This is a genomic window from Agrobacterium sp. AGB01, assembly GCF_014851585.1.
In the GTDB taxonomy this organism is placed as follows: Bacteria; Pseudomonadota; Alphaproteobacteria; order Rhizobiales; family Rhizobiaceae; genus Agrobacterium.
In genome coordinates this window covers 1-13,781 of record NZ_JACVAB010000011.1, presented here as the reverse complement: position 1 = coordinate 13,781, position 13,781 = coordinate 1, and the positions used below count along the sequence as shown (strand labels likewise).

The 13,781-nt window shown below is 52.2% G+C and carries 15 protein-coding genes and 3 pseudogenes; 12 read left to right on the top strand and 6 right to left on the bottom strand.

What is annotated here, in order from left to right; translation table 11 throughout:
• Nucleotides 1–66: 66 nt before the first annotated feature.
• The gene (locus tag IB237_RS25640; RefSeq protein ID WP_192491588.1) at nucleotides 67–267 is read right to left on the bottom strand and encodes a hypothetical protein; all 201 of its coding nucleotides are present in this window, start codon (nucleotides 265–267) and stop codon (nucleotides 67–69) included.
• Between the two features lie 122 nt (nucleotides 268–389).
• On the opposite strand from IB237_RS25640, the gene IB237_RS25635 reads away from it, so the two are divergent.
• From IB237_RS25635 to IB237_RS25625, 3 genes are all read left to right on the top strand, one after another.
• Complete coding sequence (locus IB237_RS25635; RefSeq protein ID WP_192491587.1) at nucleotides 390–1,049, top strand: class I SAM-dependent methyltransferase; 660 nt, start codon at nucleotides 390–392, stop codon at nucleotides 1,047–1,049.
• Between the two features lie 1,699 nt (nucleotides 1,050–2,748).
• A complete protein-coding gene (locus IB237_RS25630; protein WP_192491586.1) occupies nucleotides 2,749–3,234 on the top strand; it encodes a histidine phosphatase family protein in 486 nt (161 codons plus the stop codon).
• Between the two features lie 547 nt (nucleotides 3,235–3,781).
• Entirely contained in the window at nucleotides 3,782–4,594 is an 813-nt protein-coding gene (locus IB237_RS25625) for a S9 family peptidase (protein ID WP_192491585.1), read from the top strand.
• A gap of 129 nt (nucleotides 4,595–4,723) precedes the next feature.
• Here the strand turns inward: IB237_RS25625 and IB237_RS25620 are convergent.
• A pseudogene (locus IB237_RS25620) lies at nucleotides 4,724–5,090 on the bottom strand (VOC family protein).
• A 605-nt stretch (nucleotides 5,091–5,695) separates the two neighbouring features.
• Here IB237_RS25620 and IB237_RS25615 point away from each other — a divergent pair.
• From IB237_RS25615 to IB237_RS25585, 7 genes are all read left to right on the top strand, one after another.
• Nucleotides 5,696–5,893, top strand: a complete 198-nt coding sequence (locus tag IB237_RS25615; RefSeq protein WP_192491584.1) for a hypothetical protein — start codon at nucleotides 5,696–5,698, stop codon at nucleotides 5,891–5,893.
• The gene (locus IB237_RS25610) at nucleotides 5,883–6,224 is read left to right on the top strand and encodes a theronine dehydrogenase (RefSeq protein WP_210324103.1); all 342 of its coding nucleotides are present in this window, start codon (nucleotides 5,883–5,885) and stop codon (nucleotides 6,222–6,224) included. The genes IB237_RS25615 and IB237_RS25610 overlap by 11 nt, the downstream gene beginning before the upstream one ends.
• 87 nt (nucleotides 6,225–6,311) lie before the next feature.
• Nucleotides 6,312–7,082, top strand: coding sequence for an N-6 DNA methylase (locus IB237_RS26370; protein ID WP_192491583.1), 771 nt, complete (start codon nucleotides 6,312–6,314; stop codon nucleotides 7,080–7,082).
• A 98-nt stretch (nucleotides 7,083–7,180) separates the two neighbouring features.
• Nucleotides 7,181–7,435: a type II toxin-antitoxin system VapB family antitoxin gene (locus IB237_RS25600; protein WP_192491582.1), complete on the top strand. Its 255-nt coding sequence runs from the start codon at nucleotides 7,181–7,183 to the stop codon at nucleotides 7,433–7,435.
• A complete protein-coding gene (locus IB237_RS25595; protein ID WP_192491581.1) occupies nucleotides 7,435–7,872 on the top strand; it encodes a type II toxin-antitoxin system VapC family toxin in 438 nt (145 codons plus the stop codon). Before IB237_RS25600 ends, IB237_RS25595 begins: the two co-directional genes overlap by 1 nt.
• A 99-nt stretch (nucleotides 7,873–7,971) precedes the next feature.
• Entirely contained in the window at nucleotides 7,972–8,268 is a 297-nt protein-coding gene (locus IB237_RS25590) for a DUF982 domain-containing protein (RefSeq protein ID WP_192491580.1), read from the top strand.
• Between the two features lie 106 nt (nucleotides 8,269–8,374).
• On the top strand, nucleotides 8,375–9,058 hold the full coding sequence (locus IB237_RS25585) for an SOS response-associated peptidase (protein ID WP_192491579.1): 684 nt from the start codon (nucleotides 8,375–8,377) through the stop codon (nucleotides 9,056–9,058).
• 253 nt (nucleotides 9,059–9,311) lie between these two features.
• Here IB237_RS25585 and IB237_RS25580 read toward each other — a convergent pair whose 3' ends face one another.
• Nucleotides 9,312–9,764, bottom strand: coding sequence for a BA14K family protein (locus IB237_RS25580; RefSeq protein ID WP_192491578.1), 453 nt, complete (start codon nucleotides 9,762–9,764; stop codon nucleotides 9,312–9,314).
• Nucleotides 9,765–10,110: 346 nt separating this feature from the next.
• Here IB237_RS25580 and IB237_RS25575 point away from each other — a divergent pair.
• Nucleotides 10,111–10,903: pseudogene (locus tag IB237_RS25575) on the top strand (lysophospholipid acyltransferase family protein).
• Here IB237_RS25575 and IB237_RS25570 read toward each other — a convergent pair.
• Nucleotides 10,884–11,501 carry a hypothetical protein gene (locus IB237_RS25570; RefSeq protein ID WP_192491577.1) on the bottom strand — a complete coding sequence of 206 codons (618 nt, stop codon included), beginning with the start codon at nucleotides 11,499–11,501 and terminating at the stop codon, nucleotides 10,884–10,886. The pseudogene IB237_RS25575 and the gene IB237_RS25570 sit on opposite strands and share 20 nt — an antisense overlap.
• Nucleotides 11,502–11,755: 254 nt before the next feature.
• Nucleotides 11,756–12,325 (bottom strand): recombinase family protein, encoded by a 570-nt coding sequence (locus IB237_RS25565; protein ID WP_192491576.1) that lies wholly within the window; start codon nucleotides 12,323–12,325, stop codon nucleotides 11,756–11,758.
• Between the two features lie 295 nt (nucleotides 12,326–12,620).
• On the opposite strand from IB237_RS25565, the gene IB237_RS25560 reads away from it, so the two are divergent.
• Nucleotides 12,621–13,235 (top strand): hypothetical protein, encoded by a 615-nt coding sequence (locus IB237_RS25560; RefSeq protein WP_192491575.1) that lies wholly within the window; start codon nucleotides 12,621–12,623, stop codon nucleotides 13,233–13,235.
• Between the two features lie 223 nt (nucleotides 13,236–13,458).
• Here the strand turns inward: IB237_RS25560 and IB237_RS25555 are convergent.
• Nucleotides 13,459–13,781: pseudogene (locus IB237_RS25555) on the bottom strand (autotransporter domain-containing protein); the annotation flags it as partial.

The window sequence follows — 13,781 nt, the reverse complement described above, 5'->3', positions numbered from 1 at the left end:
CCGCAATCGTCAAACCGACTGGAACTCAACCCATGAAAACACCTTTGCCGACAAAAGGTTCCGTGCTCATGGGTCGTAATTAATATCCCAGTCTTTGCTTGGCTTTTCGGTTCCAGTCGGCAACTTGTTGACCGTTGCGTCATCTGAGCCTGTGATAACGCGTGGCTTGGCACTGGCAACGCCGTTATTTTTGGATGACTTTATACCACGGGCAAACTGTGGTTTGCTGTCCTGATGGATCTGTTCAATGCTATCTTTTTTGGTCATGAGGTCCTCCTTCCGAAGCCCCCTAACCCCGGTAATGGGAACTTGTTCCGGCTTTCTTTGGAACCCGAACTGAATTGCACTGTTCGGACCATCTCAGGCGCTTTTTATTCGAGGAGATAGGGATGAGCATACACACTGTCCGTCAAGATAACCCCCGCCGCGAGCAGCAGCAGAAGGCCTACAGGTTCTGGGCACCGATGTACGACGAGGTGTATGGTTATTTCCTCAAATCTGCCCAACGTGAACTCGCCAGCCGCGCAGGCTCAATTAAAGGACATGTGTTGGAAATTGGCGTGGGAACAGGACTTGTTCTGCCGTTATATCCAAGAGAGTGCCAGATCACTGGGATTGATATCTCTGAGGAAATGCTGGTGCGAGCCCGATCTAAAATCCGTGAGCATAGGTTATCTCACGTCAAGGAACTTCACGCGATGGACGCATGCAACATGTCGTTTGAGGACGCGTCTTTCGATACGATTTCTCTTCCGTTTGTCATAACCCTTATTCCAAATACGGAAGGTCTGTTGGATGAGTGTGCACGGGTGCTGAAACCCAAGGGGCAAATCGTTATTGTCAGCAAGATCAACAAGACGGAAGGCACGATGCGACGCCTGCAACGCGCAGTTTCTCCCATCGCTAAAAGTTGCGGGCTGAGCTCAGCCTTTGATTCCGCATCGGTCGAGGCTTGGGTTGCGAATAACCCATCTTTCAAACTGGTAGAAAATACGACCCTGCCTCCGATTGGATTTTTCAGGTTGATGCATCTGCGCCGTTCCGGATGAACACGGGTTGATAACATTTATTGGTGGCACGGTACGGTTGCGTACGGCAACCATGCGCACGCAAAGGCATTCCTTATTGACGTGAGGAAGCCAAGATGACCCGTTCAAGATTAATTGGCACTGCGCTAACGACTTCAAGCGAAAACGACTACAAGCTAATCAAAAACCAGATCGCGGAACTTACTCCTGTCCTTCGACTACCCCGTCGTTGCTGACTGCCCAGGCTGTGTTGTAATTTGATATAATCGAGAATTGCGAGCGCTGTGCCGTAACAACGTACAGCATAGATGTCACCATTCAGGTCTACAGATTGTCCGACAATAACCGAACCATCGCCGCTGATACCAAGCGCGTCTGTATTCCTACCGAAACCGGGAAGCTGAACTATGCTCCCCCGGCCCAGCGGAAGGCTTGCTGCGGGCTACCAAGTGTCAGCCCAATGATGACTGACCCATCCCTGTTTGTCGCTCTAGCGACAGTTCCTACAGAGCCCAAGTTTTGCGTCCCGTCTGGGGAGGACCATCGGAAGCCGGAGCCCGAATAACCAACAGCAACACTTCCATCTCCGCTTACCATTGCGAAATATGAGTTGCTGAAGACGTCATAATAATTTGTCTCCGCTGCCACGGCGGTATTTTGTCCGAATAACAGACCGCACAATACAATAACTGCGACGGCTGTTCCGCCCAAACCAACGCGGCCATAACCTGATAAAGACGGACGTATATGGCCGTCGTTTCGATTAACGCACGTCGTGCCTTACCCCTGTAAACCTAGCGCTCCCCGAGCCCACGAAAATCAGACACTACTTTCTGACGAAATCACCTTTGTCTGCAAACTTTTTCACAGGGAAATACATTCGAATTCGTCAAATTAACACACGTAATACGCTAAAGTCGGGGTCCCCCCGTTGTGCGACCATTATGCTGTTTTTTCGGTGCTCTTATTCTCTTTCTTGGATATCGCCAAAGCGATTAGTTAGTATGTTGATCGCTTCGTGAAGAAGGCGTTATCGGCCTCATATTGTGCAGCTCGTCGGTCAATGGCGTCGTTCCCGCTACCTGGGACTACGCCAGTTACCCGAACGTCAAGAAGCTTCCAATTCCATCTTGCGATTTGATTTCCACATAGGCCCTCTGGCCAAACTTCTGCAACTTCTGATCCATCGTGGTACCCGATCGAACGGTCGCTTTCTGGCGGCAACAGCCAACGTAAGCGCGAATTCTTCATATCAGTTCCTAAAAGTATTTCTCAAAATCAATATCTAACATCACTAAGGTTGGAGGTTGGGTCAAGGGCAAGGGCTCGTCGCTTCCGAATAACGCGGCCAGCCTGCACGGCTGAATTAAACACAGCGCGTCGCACGCGACAGGTCGCGGTGCGGCGCACATTCTTCTGTTTGTCTGGTTTCCTCAAATCGGCAGGATCGAAACTCAGACGACCCGTTTCCTCCGCCGTCGCGCGATCGAAGCCAGCAGGGGCAAGATCAAGGCCATCAACGAAGGCTTCGATGAAGCGATCCGAATTATCCGGTCCGACATAATCGTCCACTGATTCAGGTAGAAGGAGTAGTTGTGAGCGCTCTGTTCCTGATAGATGTGCCATGGAAAAAATATATCATGGCAGGCTAGCTTGGGGATCTCCGCTGAGGTTTTTAGACCGTCTGCAGGGTTTTCGCCTGACAGCCAAGAGGTACACTGTGACCGAGCTTCAATCGTTCGTTTTCATTCGCCATGGGGAGACAGACTGGAATCGAGCGGGTTTGTTTCAGGGTCGAAGCGATATTCCTTTGAACGAAACCGGTCGAGAACAAGCCCGTGCGGCCTCGCGCCAGATGAAGAAATTGCTTGTTTCGCGGGTGTTCGTCAGACCACCACAACGGGCAATAGAGACCGCGATGTTGGCGTTTCCTACTAGTTCTGACCTCATTGAGATTGAGGACGCCCTGATAGAGGGTGACTTCGGGAGTTTGGACGGGAAGCCAATCAAGGAGACCATGCTTGAGCACGGAATCAGTCGTAAGGAGCAGCTTGCAGAAATCCTTCCAGCAAACGGGGAATCCTGGGCTTCAGTGCTCGCTCGTGGCGAAGCGCTTTTGGATCGGCTGACAACACCTCAAGAGGTCGGCTCGACCATTGTTCTGGTTGGGCATGATGCAGTGCTTCAAGGAATATCGAAACATTAACTGGATGTTGGTTCGATAGCAAACAAGGTCAACCTTACCATTTCATTAGGCACTCCGCCGGTTGGGAAGTTGCTATGGGCGATAGGTGACATCCGGGTGATCGTCCCACAGCATAATTGTCGCGAAGAGCCTGCAGAACGTCTGAAAACTCAGACAGAATTCAGCGACTTAGATTTATAACAGAAATTTCCTCCAGCGAGTTTTCAGACGGTCTGCCTGATTTTTTCGACTGCCAATGACCGTTTTGGGCGCCCGAAGCCGCATGACGGGAACAGTCTCCGCAAGGCCGAGATGGAGGTGTATTTAGGACTGACGGCTTTCGTCAGGAGAACGGTTAAGGCGACATTCCAAACGAAGCTTTATTGACTCTTGAACCTTCAAGATAAATGTTTCTCATATGACTGAGAAGGCGTTTGTTCAGAGTAAATTCGCTCGGCCTTCGGGCGGCGCAGTTGTGCTGGGCAATAGTTAGTGGCTCACCAATTCCCCCGCCAAGTTGCGAGGACCTCTTGCCTGTTCCTCGCACCGATTAACGAGGATTATTCTCATGGCCGTCGAGAAAACGATTCAATTCCATTCAGGCATGCATAGGATCGTTGGAACGGCTTGTTATGCGGAACAGCCTAACAGCTCGACTTTTTTGCTCCTCCACGGTTTCGGAGGCACCCGCAATGAGCTTGCGATCCCCTCTGTCGGTATCGGGATATTCGAATACGTGGCGGCCAGGCTGGCTAATCTCGGCCACTCTTCGCTTCGAATAGACTTCCGGGGCTGGGGGGAAAGTGATGGCTCCATTCAGGAAACAAGCTATTCCACGCAGATTGATGACTGTTTGGCTGCGATGGATTTCATCGCGACCCAACCCAGTCTCGGCAATGGCCAAGTCATTCTACTCGGCTGGAGCCAAGGCGGGCTGGTCGCAGCAGCTGCTGCTGGTCGAACCAATCGCCCATCAGGTTTGGCACTTTGGGCTGCGGTGGGAGAACCCGAAGTGTGTTTCTCTCGTTTGTTCGGCCAAAAAGCTTACCTCCAAGGGCTAAACAGCGAGGAGCCGACCACACTGACCTTGCCTTGGAGAGCGTGTGTGACGCTGGGACACCCATTCTTCGCGGAGGTATCACGTTTTGATCCCATTGCAGAGCTGTCCAATTACACAGGACCTGCATTTATTGCAGAGGGCATGCTTGACGACGCCATACCGCAGGGGACAGCAAAAAAGTTCTCCGCAGCTCACCGAGGCAGGAACACCGTTGGGAAGGTTGCAATGGATCACGCTTTCAACACTACCTCTGGCGTGGAAACCTTAACCACACTTATTGACGCCACCGTCGACTATTTCAGGCCACAAATAAAACGATAATTCCGCATTTGCGCTTGGCGCCCATTTTTTCAGCCGGTGGGCTAAAGGCCAACGCTCATTCGTCAATCTTCGGGCTGACGGTAGCCGAGTATTGACGACAGTTTTCCTAAAACAGAGGTCTGGGGCCTACTATATCTGATAGGATTTGATCCGCCACGGTGGATCAATGCGGTTACTTCCTGCTAGGTAAAGTAGAATACGATTTCCGCCAGGATCAAAAAGCTCAGCTTCTCGCCAAAGGCGGGGTCGAGAACGCGATTCCTGCAGCGATTAGGCTGTGATATTTTTCATCTAAATCATCGCATTCGAAGTAGACGGTGGTTCCAGCGCCTATATCGTCGCCCTTGTGTAACGAAAATGTGCTGTTTCCGTCAGGGCAGACAAAGCGTACATAGTCAGGCCGTGCATCCACCACTGGCACTAAGCCGAGAGCGCAATAGAATGTCCACCCCTCATCAAGGTCCGGCATTGTCACGGTGACTTGGTTAAGGTTCATCCCACTTTCCTCTTCAAGAGCCATGGAGCAGCAGCGAAAAGTTTACGGAATTTTGCGTTCACTTCAATGACCCCAATCGGCGCAAAGTAGCCGAAACCGTGCTCGACAAGGGTCGGCTTTGTTCAGACTTATCCTGCACATCCGAACAGTCATTGGGGAACGGAGCCGATTAGCCCATCTATGCTATGCTGTTTTTCTCGAATGCTCTCTATTGTTATTCTTGGATCACGCCAAGGCGTTTGATCCAAGGCCCTGTCATTGCGTGACTTAGAGTGGTTTGCCAGAAACGGCTGAAGGCCAAGAGACAGCGCCCGCACGCGATAAATCGCGGGTGCGGCGCATATTCTCCTGTTTGTCTGGTTTCCCCCTGCAATCGGATCGGCCCTGTGATCACGGGGCAAGCGCGCACGGCGCTGTCATTGCGGCAAAAAAACGGCTTTCACCCTTTGGGCGAACCTTCCGTTTTTTATTGCCTCCATGACCCCTATGACGCCGGACCAATCTGCCAGTGGGCTGGCTTCGCCCTCCCCCCTTTGCCCGGGAATACATACGTATTCCCAATCAAATTTGAGAGGGAGCGCCAACGGGGAAAATAGGAGTTTGCTGTGAGCCCTGAGCCTTCTTTGAAATATGTCGTGGTCGAACATGCGGGTTATCAGGATGAAACGGATGTGTTCAGCCATACCGACTTCAACGTTGCAGCGAAGTGGCTGACGGATCGCTATACCGATTTTGAGGTCAAGAACATGCACATCGACATTGCATGCGATCTGCCCAATGGCGACCGTACTTATGAAATCTAGCCCAACACCAGAAATGGTGCGCTATTCGCTGGCTTGGAGAAACCCCCATACACAGCCTCCGGGACCACGTGTTTTGCATGCGGTACTCGTTACGCGTGGTGAAAAGTGCCCTCAAGAAATCCTTGATCTGTGGTCGCCGGGTTGTGGTTATGCCGTAACGTGGGAACTGGTGACGCAGCGGCCTATCCGGCGCTGGAGCAAGAAAGCGAGAGCAAGGGTTCGTCGCAAGAACCTCGAACGGCGCATGACGACCAAGTTTCCACTGTTCGCAACGGTGTTCATCGCGCAGGAGCTGGAGAAGCGCCCGCAATATTACGAAGGCGATTATTAGCCCCGCCTATTACCCCGCCATCAATGACAATCGATCCCGCCTGAACTCGTAAAGGTCCAGGCGCGCGTTTTTCCTACGGGTATTTCTGTGTCCAACCCTCATGTGTCCACCATCGTCAAGCTGTTCGAAAAGTGCCGGTACAAGCACGATCTTAACAATGTGTTTTCTGACTGGTGCCAGTGCGCGGCAATCGCATTGAGCAATGCGGTCGATCTGCGCAAGCGCTATGAGCGCGAGAAACAATATCTGGAAGTGGTGCGCCGGTACGATCCCGCAATGCTGCAGGTTTTCTCCGAGATCCTGGGCGCGGTCGTGATGGCGCTGGAAGAAAAGCCAACCGATATCCTGGGGCAAGTGTTTCATGCGCTGGAGTTGCACAACACCGCACGCGGACAGTTTTTCACGCCCTACGCCATTTGTGAAATGATGGCAAAAATCAATATCGGTTCGGGCGATGATGTTGCGGCCGAGCTGAAGCGTCGAGGCTATATCCGTGCGCAAGAATCGGCCTGCGGTTCAGGTGCGATGGTCATTGCACTTGCAGAGGCCATGAAAGATGTCGGCCATAATTGCCAGCAATGTTTGCATGTGCCCGCAATGGATATTGATCGCCGTGCGGTTCACATGGCATATATTCAGTTTGCACTCCTCCATATTCCCGCTGTGATCCTCGAAGGCAACACGCTTTCGCTTGAGTTTCGCGATGAATGGAAAACCCCGGCGCATTTCTTAGGCGATTGGGACGCGAAGTTTAAAATCGCGGATCAAATCGAACAGATGAAAGCGTTTTTATCGTCTGCCAGTGCCTACCCCGGTTTTGGATTTGGAAGACCGACCAAAGCGGCATTATGCGGTTGAAAAAACAGGGCAAATCCGGCTGTTTTAGCAATATAAATATAGTATATACGGATATACCGTGATATATATCCGTATATACAAAATCAGGAGTAATTGGGATGGCCCAACTCTATATCAAAGATGACAGCGTGAACGATCTGGCCGTTGAAGTCATGAAAGTCACAAAAGCTCCGAACAAGACAGAAGCCGTGCGCCGTGCACTTCAACATGAACTTGATCGAGCAAAAGAGACTGTGCCTTTGAGAGAACGGATTAAGGAAATTCAGGATCGGGTACGCGGCCGAATTGGCCCTAATCCAAAAACAGAGCCTTTCGATATGAAGGCGTTTTTAGATGAGCAGTGGGAAATCTAATGTACCTAGACGCATCCGCTATCGTAGCTATTCTGGCCGACGAAGAAGACGCGGGATATTACATCGGCAAGTTGGAAGACAGCAAACGTCAGATTTTCTGCTCACCCCTGACTATCTATGAGGCGGTAATTAGCTTGGCTCGCAACGAGGCGACCAAGACTGTCGGCGCGCAGTCCCCTATTCCCCACCAGTGTATCGATGACGCACAGGTCGACGTTGCCGCTTTGCTCGAAACCCTCAATGTCAAAGAAATGAGTATGAACCCTTCGATCCATGTCAAGTCGATCGCGGCGGCGAGGGAATATGGCAAAGTTGTTGCCAGCCCTGCCCGACTGAACATGGGCGATTGCTTCGTTTACGCGATGGCAAAGGAATATCGCCTACCGTTGCTGTTCAAAGGTGACGATTTCACCAAGACGGATATTGAGCGGGCGTAGTCTGGTTTAAAAAATGGGTCGTCTGGTCTTGAACGACCCTGTGTCCACTCCAATATATTTTCCGCTTCTTGATCTGGTTGTTTAGATTGGAGGTATGAAATGGACAGCCAAGATGTTTTGTTTCGTGCGCCCGTTCGCGTGCGCCTGCAATGCGGGCTGGAGCGAACATTTCTAAGTGTCTACGACGCGCTGGATTACCTTGAACATGAATGGCCTCTGCGCCGTGGCGAACGGTACAAAAAGGCCGTCGATAAATGCCGCGGAGCACTTTCATGGTTTGCACCAGTCGAGGTCGCACGAGAGGCGTTTATTGCTGCATGTCTTGAGGCTGGCATGCCGCTGGTAATGACCGCACCACCAAGTATGGGAAATGCCAATATCCGGGCAAGCGCCTGAGCAAAATTAGCCCCGCTGCATGGCGGGGCTTCATTGTTTCGGGCAGCCCACAAATGCGCTAAAGCTGTCCGGAACTGTGATCACCTGTTTGGATGGGATAACACTGATGTGCGGTCGCTTTACCAATGAAATGACCTGGAGCGAGATCCACGCGCTCTATAGCATTCTGGATAAAGGCCCGCCGCCCTCGAACATGCCGCCGCGCTATAATATCGCCCCCACCCAGAGCGTTCATTTCGCGCACAAGGACAGCGACGGTCATTTGATGGTCGACTATGGCCGCTGGTGGCTGGTGCCGTTCTTCGCAAAAGAGTTGCCGAAAGCGGCCATGTTCAATGCCAGGATCGAGACTGTTGATACGTCGGGCGCGTTTCGGGAGCCGTTCAAATCGAAACGTTGTCTCATTCCTGCAGACGGATATTTCGAGTGGACGACCAGCACCGAGGACGGGAAGAAAGATCCATGGCTGTTTCAGATGCCAGAGGCGAAAGGTTTTTCGTTTGCTGGCATCTGGGCGCATAATGACAAGCTCAATGTCACGAGCTGCACGATCATCACAGCGCCGGCCACGCCGAAGATTTCAGAAATCCATGATCGTATGCCGGTCATCCTGGATCCGGCGGCATACGATGAATGGCTTGATACGGATATCAAAGGCGACGACGCAAAGGCCCTGTTGCGAAGCCAACATCTCAATGACAATCTGGAATTCCATCGTGTCGGCCGAGACGTGAACTCATCCCGATACGATGGAACAGATACGAAAAAGCCGATCATTAATTCGCAGTGAGGTCATTGGTGAATTGGCGTGCCACAATTGAATATCTGACCAAAAATGGTCCCATTGATGTCGATTATTTCTTCAATGACATTAACGAGCTTCCAGACATTGTTGAGCGTGGACCACACTATCATTCGATAATCAAATGCACTGTTGTTCCCGTGATGACCGGCGCAAGGCTAACGATCGAAGCAGCTGCAGAGCTGTAGCCCGCAAGTGTAAGGAAAGGCAGCGCCGGGTTGCGGCGCCGCCTGATCCGTTATCAGCTGTACGGCGAGACGCACTGTCTGCGCGGACCACTGTTTGGCTGATACGTGTTGTCGTATGCCCGGTACGATCTCCAACGGTTTGCACACCAGCTGGTGTGACTATTACCATAAGATGGTTCGGCCTGACGTGTCGCTCCACCGATCACCGCACCAGCTGCAAATGCTGCCAACGGGAACCAGTAACCATTGTGCTGACGGTAGCCTGGTCGTCTATCGCGGTAGCCGCGATGCCCGTTGTACCACCCATACCGGTTGCTGTTGTTGTATCGGTCGCGACTATCCCAACGGTCTCGGTCGCGGTTTGACCAGCGGTCACGCGGGCCGCTGCGGTCCCGCGGCAGGATGCGAGGCATATCGACAATGTTGCCGTTACGATCACGGCCGAGTTGCTGCTGAACGTTGACTAGAGGCAGCTGTTCGCTTTGGCGGTGGTTGACAGTTGGCATCTGGAACGCCTGGACAGGCATAACGCTGCTCACGCACATGATAAGTGCAGTAGCAATGCTCGTTGATCGAAACCGCATGGGTATTCCTCCTAATAATCGTTATACGAATTTTGCCGAGGCTAAGCGTTTTCAAACGACGTTCGCAGGACAACGCTGAAATTTCGGTTACACCCAAACGAGTTGCGAGTATCTTTGTTCCGGATTTGGCCGTCCTGGATAGCGTCGCGCCCGAAAAGGTTTCTTGCCGGAAAGGCGTGTTTTCGTGTAGGCGTTCGCTAACCGCACCCCGAAATTCAAGGCTGGATGTTTACCGGACCGGCGCAATGCGGTCGGAGATTAATCGTTCATGCTTGGCCTGCGTTCCGCTCTATTCAACGTCCTGTTTTATGCAAATGATCATCAGAATGATCGTGCTTACGCCGATCTATTTCATTCTGCCGCGCAAGATTGCCTATGAAATTCCGAAGAACTGGGCGCGATCCAACCATTGGCTGATGAAGACCATTGTCGGCACGACTTTTGAAATCGAGGGGCTGGAAAACATCCCGACCACTGGCTGCATTTTTGCGCCCAAGCACCAGTCCTTCTGGGACACTTACGCGCTGCTACCCAACCTCAATGATCCGGTCTACATTCTGAAGCGTGAATTGATGTGGATTCCGCTGTTTGGCTGGTACGCCGCGAAGCAGCGCATGATTCCGGTAAACCGCGCCGCGCGTGGCAAAGTCATGTTGAAGGTCATGGAGCGCGCCAAGGAAGAAATGGCAAACGGTCGTGAGCTGATCATCTACCCGGAAGGCACCCGCCTACCGCCTGGTGCAGAGCCTCAGTATCGCTACGGAATTGCTCGCCTCTACCGTGACCTCAATGTTCCCGTCGTTCCCGTTGCCATGCATCCGGGTCTGTTCTGGCCGCGTCGTTCAACGATGCGTTATCCGGGACATTTCAAGGTGCGCGTTCTGCAGCCGATTGAACCGGGTCTCGATCCGGATGTGTTTTTCAAGAAGTTGGTAGAGGTCACCGAACAGGCAAGCGACGAGTTGCTGATCGAAACCGCGACCAACAATCCCAACCTCCCCTTGCCGCCAAGCGCCGTCAAACGGCTGGAAGAACTTAGGCTCAAAGATCGTTCGGATTAAGCACCCAAGTATCAATGTCGCAGTCAATCACACGCCAGTTTCGAGCGAGATCATCCATATCTTCGTGCCTGACGAGTGCTGCATCAAGCCCTTGGAATTGATCTCCGATGTACTTGGCTAGCCCGGCGCCGCTCTGATTTGCAAACCAAACTCCCACGAGATCACTGAGCTCCTTCAAGGTTTTCAGCGTGTCTCTGGCGTCTGATATATTGAATGCGTCTAGCTGTTTGCTATTACGGCTCTGCGAGTTCCCCGAGTGCGCTACGTGAGAGCTAACATGTTCGCCAATACGGTCGAGCAACGTTAGCTTCTGGTCAATTTGCTCGAATATCTCAGTTCGAATGATGTCTGTGTCGGTTCGGTTTAAGGGCGTAGTCCCGCTCAAAAAATCAAAGTGGTCGTGGCTAAGTTCTGAGTGCGACAATGCCATATCGCCCCATACCGCTTTACCATTTGCAGCCCTTAGCCGCATGTTTTGTTCCTCGCGGAGAATATCAAGATCGTAACGACACTCTCTCACAACCTCAACGAAAACACGGCGTGTTAACTTCGGTCGGCATTCCCGCACATCGTTTAAAACGGCACGCAGCGAGTACACTCCGCGGGGTCCATTAAGGGGTATTTGTCGAGCAGCCTTCTGGTTCCGAGCAGTAAATTTGACCAGTAGCCGCTCGCTATGAGATCGAACAACATTTGATTTGGCGGCGCTGCACCCGTAGACAGCTCGACTATCCTGAGTGCTGTTTTGAACGCTGCATATTTCCAGAGCAGGTCATCAATGGTTCGCAATATTCCTGTGGTCTCGTCGCTGAATGCTTCGCGCCACAACGCTACCTTCGTCTCAATTTTTCATCAGCTTGGACGCCCATCACTTATTCCCCTCGTCTTTAGGGCTCGATACACCGTCATGCGAGATACTTTCAGTTCTCTAGCAACGTCCGCTTTGGTGGCCCCGGCAGCTACTCTCAAGCGAATTTCGTTGTCGTTGATTTGCTTCTTTCGCCCCTTGTACACACCCGACGCCCTAGCGTTTTCGATGCCAGCTCGTTGCCTGTCCTTAATGAACTGCAGCTCCATGTCCGCCACCATACCTAAAATGGTGACCACCATTTTCCCCATTGAGCCAGTTGTTGAGATTTCCGGTTCGAGGACACGTAGTGATGCACCTCTTCCTTCCAGTTCATGGACCAGATTAAGAACGTCACGGGTAGAACGGCCAAGCCGATCAAGACGCACGACCACGAGTTCGTCGCCAGCGTGCAGAAAAGCCATGATCGTCTCAAGTTCATTGCGGCCCTTGCGGGTTGATCCGGAACCTGTTTCCGACCGGACGATCTCGCACCCGGCCTGCTTCAGCCGCTCATGTTGAATGGCAAGATCCTGGTCATGTGTACTTACGCGTGCGTAACCGATGCGAGCCATGGCAATTCCGTAGCATTAGGGTGGTTGTAAGCTTGTAACGTCACTTTCGTTCAAAAACCACCCTTATGTTACATATCCTGCGTGTAACATCCGAATGTAACTTTGGGGTATACCCTAATAATACTTTGTCTGGACTGCTCTTTGGCGAGACCCTGAGCAAAGGACATAGGACGACCAGCCTCAGCCAATGGCTCGGATATTGATTGGGTTTACCGCTTTCGGGGTCGAAAAGGCTGTAGACATACTGCACCTTGAGTGAAATGACATGGTCATAAGGGTGACTGGAATCTGCAAGATGAGTGTGATGAAGCAACTGAGGTGGGTTGGAGTGGCTTTATTAGCCCTCGGCTTTCCTGCAGCTGGAATATTGCCTGCTTGGGCGGGGTTCGAAAACGGCCCTGTTGAAGTTGGCCAAGTTCTCATATTGCTGGGCGGTGCAGCCATGGCGCTCTGGTTTGCAATAGATAATCACACAAAGCTTCGATGGTTCTGGCTTGCCGTCTCTATCGTTTGGGCGATCTTGGCATTTCGCGAGCTTAGCTGGGGCGGAGTTTTCATGCCTCCGTTGTCCAACGGCGATGAGGGACCGTTTTTCTCTTCGTCGCAGCTTTGGTACAATCCTTACATAATGCCTGCACTCATCGTCGTAGGCCTGATCTGCGCGGCATTTTCCATTAAGGGCAAGGGTATTTACGTTCTCAGGTTTCTGATTGTCACCTGGCGCTTTCCATTTGCCGACATTCTTCTGTTTATTGTCGCAATGATTGTCTCCGCTGGTGCCGAAGGACATATGGGTTTGAATTTCGGCGACTGGGGCCACATGCAGATACTGGAAGAAATGTCAGAGACTGCAGCTTATGTTTTCCTAATGTCTGCGCAGGCAAGAGTGAAGCTCGCTCTTAGGCGGTAAGGACTAACTCGTAAACCAAAGCGCTCAGACCGTTGGGCCACCGATCACTTCGGAACAAACTGCAATTGATAGAGTTCACCTACAGAGCGCGGGCCGTGTCAACCGGACGCGACAGGGATGGTGAACATCGCGGTTTTTCCGGTTTCTCGCGATGGCCAACGAAACGGCAGACGAGCGCCCCACCTGTCCGGCTTCGCACTCGACACTCACTTGAACTGAATGATCAGAACTTGACCTTCCATCCGGAGCGAACCCAGACGGTTGGGTCGTCGCCTTGGGTTGTCACGTTGACGTTGAGCGAGGCCGTGCCGCCAGCAACATCGACTTCCGCACCCAGACCACCGCGCAGCCAGAACTGGTTGGTGTCCTGCCCGTCGAAACTGAAAGCGGAAAGACCGGTGATGGTGCCGCTGGTGGCCGCTGTTTCGTTTTCAAAACGGTAGGCAGCTTCAGCGCGGGCCAGCAGGCGGATATCATTGTTCAATGCGTGAACGCCGTCGATACCGGCACGAACAACCGTGCTGTGGTCGCTGGTTGAATTGAAAC

Excerpts from the sequence above, each read along its gene's own strand:
- IB237_RS25595 (WP_192491581.1), top strand. The coding sequence starts at position 7,435 with ATGTACCTAGACGCATCCGCTATCGTAGCTATTCTGGCCGACGAAGAA.
- IB237_RS25565 (WP_192491576.1), bottom strand. The coding sequence starts at position 12,325 with ATGGCTCGCATCGGTTACGCACGCGTAAGTACACATGACCAGGATCTT.
- IB237_RS25640 (WP_192491588.1), bottom strand. The coding sequence starts at position 267 with ATGACCAAAAAAGATAGCATTGAACAGATCCATCAGGACAGCAAACCA.
- IB237_RS25600 (WP_192491582.1), top strand. The coding sequence starts at position 7,181 with ATGGCCCAACTCTATATCAAAGATGACAGCGTGAACGATCTGGCCGTT.
- IB237_RS25610 (WP_210324103.1), top strand. The coding sequence starts at position 5,883 with ATGAAATCTAGCCCAACACCAGAAATGGTGCGCTATTCGCTGGCTTGG.
- IB237_RS25635 (WP_192491587.1), top strand. The coding sequence starts at position 390 with ATGAGCATACACACTGTCCGTCAAGATAACCCCCGCCGCGAGCAGCAG.
- IB237_RS25585 (WP_192491579.1), top strand. The coding sequence starts at position 8,375 with ATGTGCGGTCGCTTTACCAATGAAATGACCTGGAGCGAGATCCACGCG.
- IB237_RS25560 (WP_192491575.1), top strand. The coding sequence starts at position 12,621 with ATGAGTGTGATGAAGCAACTGAGGTGGGTTGGAGTGGCTTTATTAGCC.
- IB237_RS25580 (WP_192491578.1), bottom strand. The coding sequence starts at position 9,764 with ATGCCAACTGTCAACCACCGCCAAAGCGAACAGCTGCCTCTAGTCAAC.
- IB237_RS25590 (WP_192491580.1), top strand. The coding sequence starts at position 7,972 with ATGGACAGCCAAGATGTTTTGTTTCGTGCGCCCGTTCGCGTGCGCCTG.
- IB237_RS25625 (WP_192491585.1), top strand. The coding sequence starts at position 3,782 with ATGGCCGTCGAGAAAACGATTCAATTCCATTCAGGCATGCATAGGATC.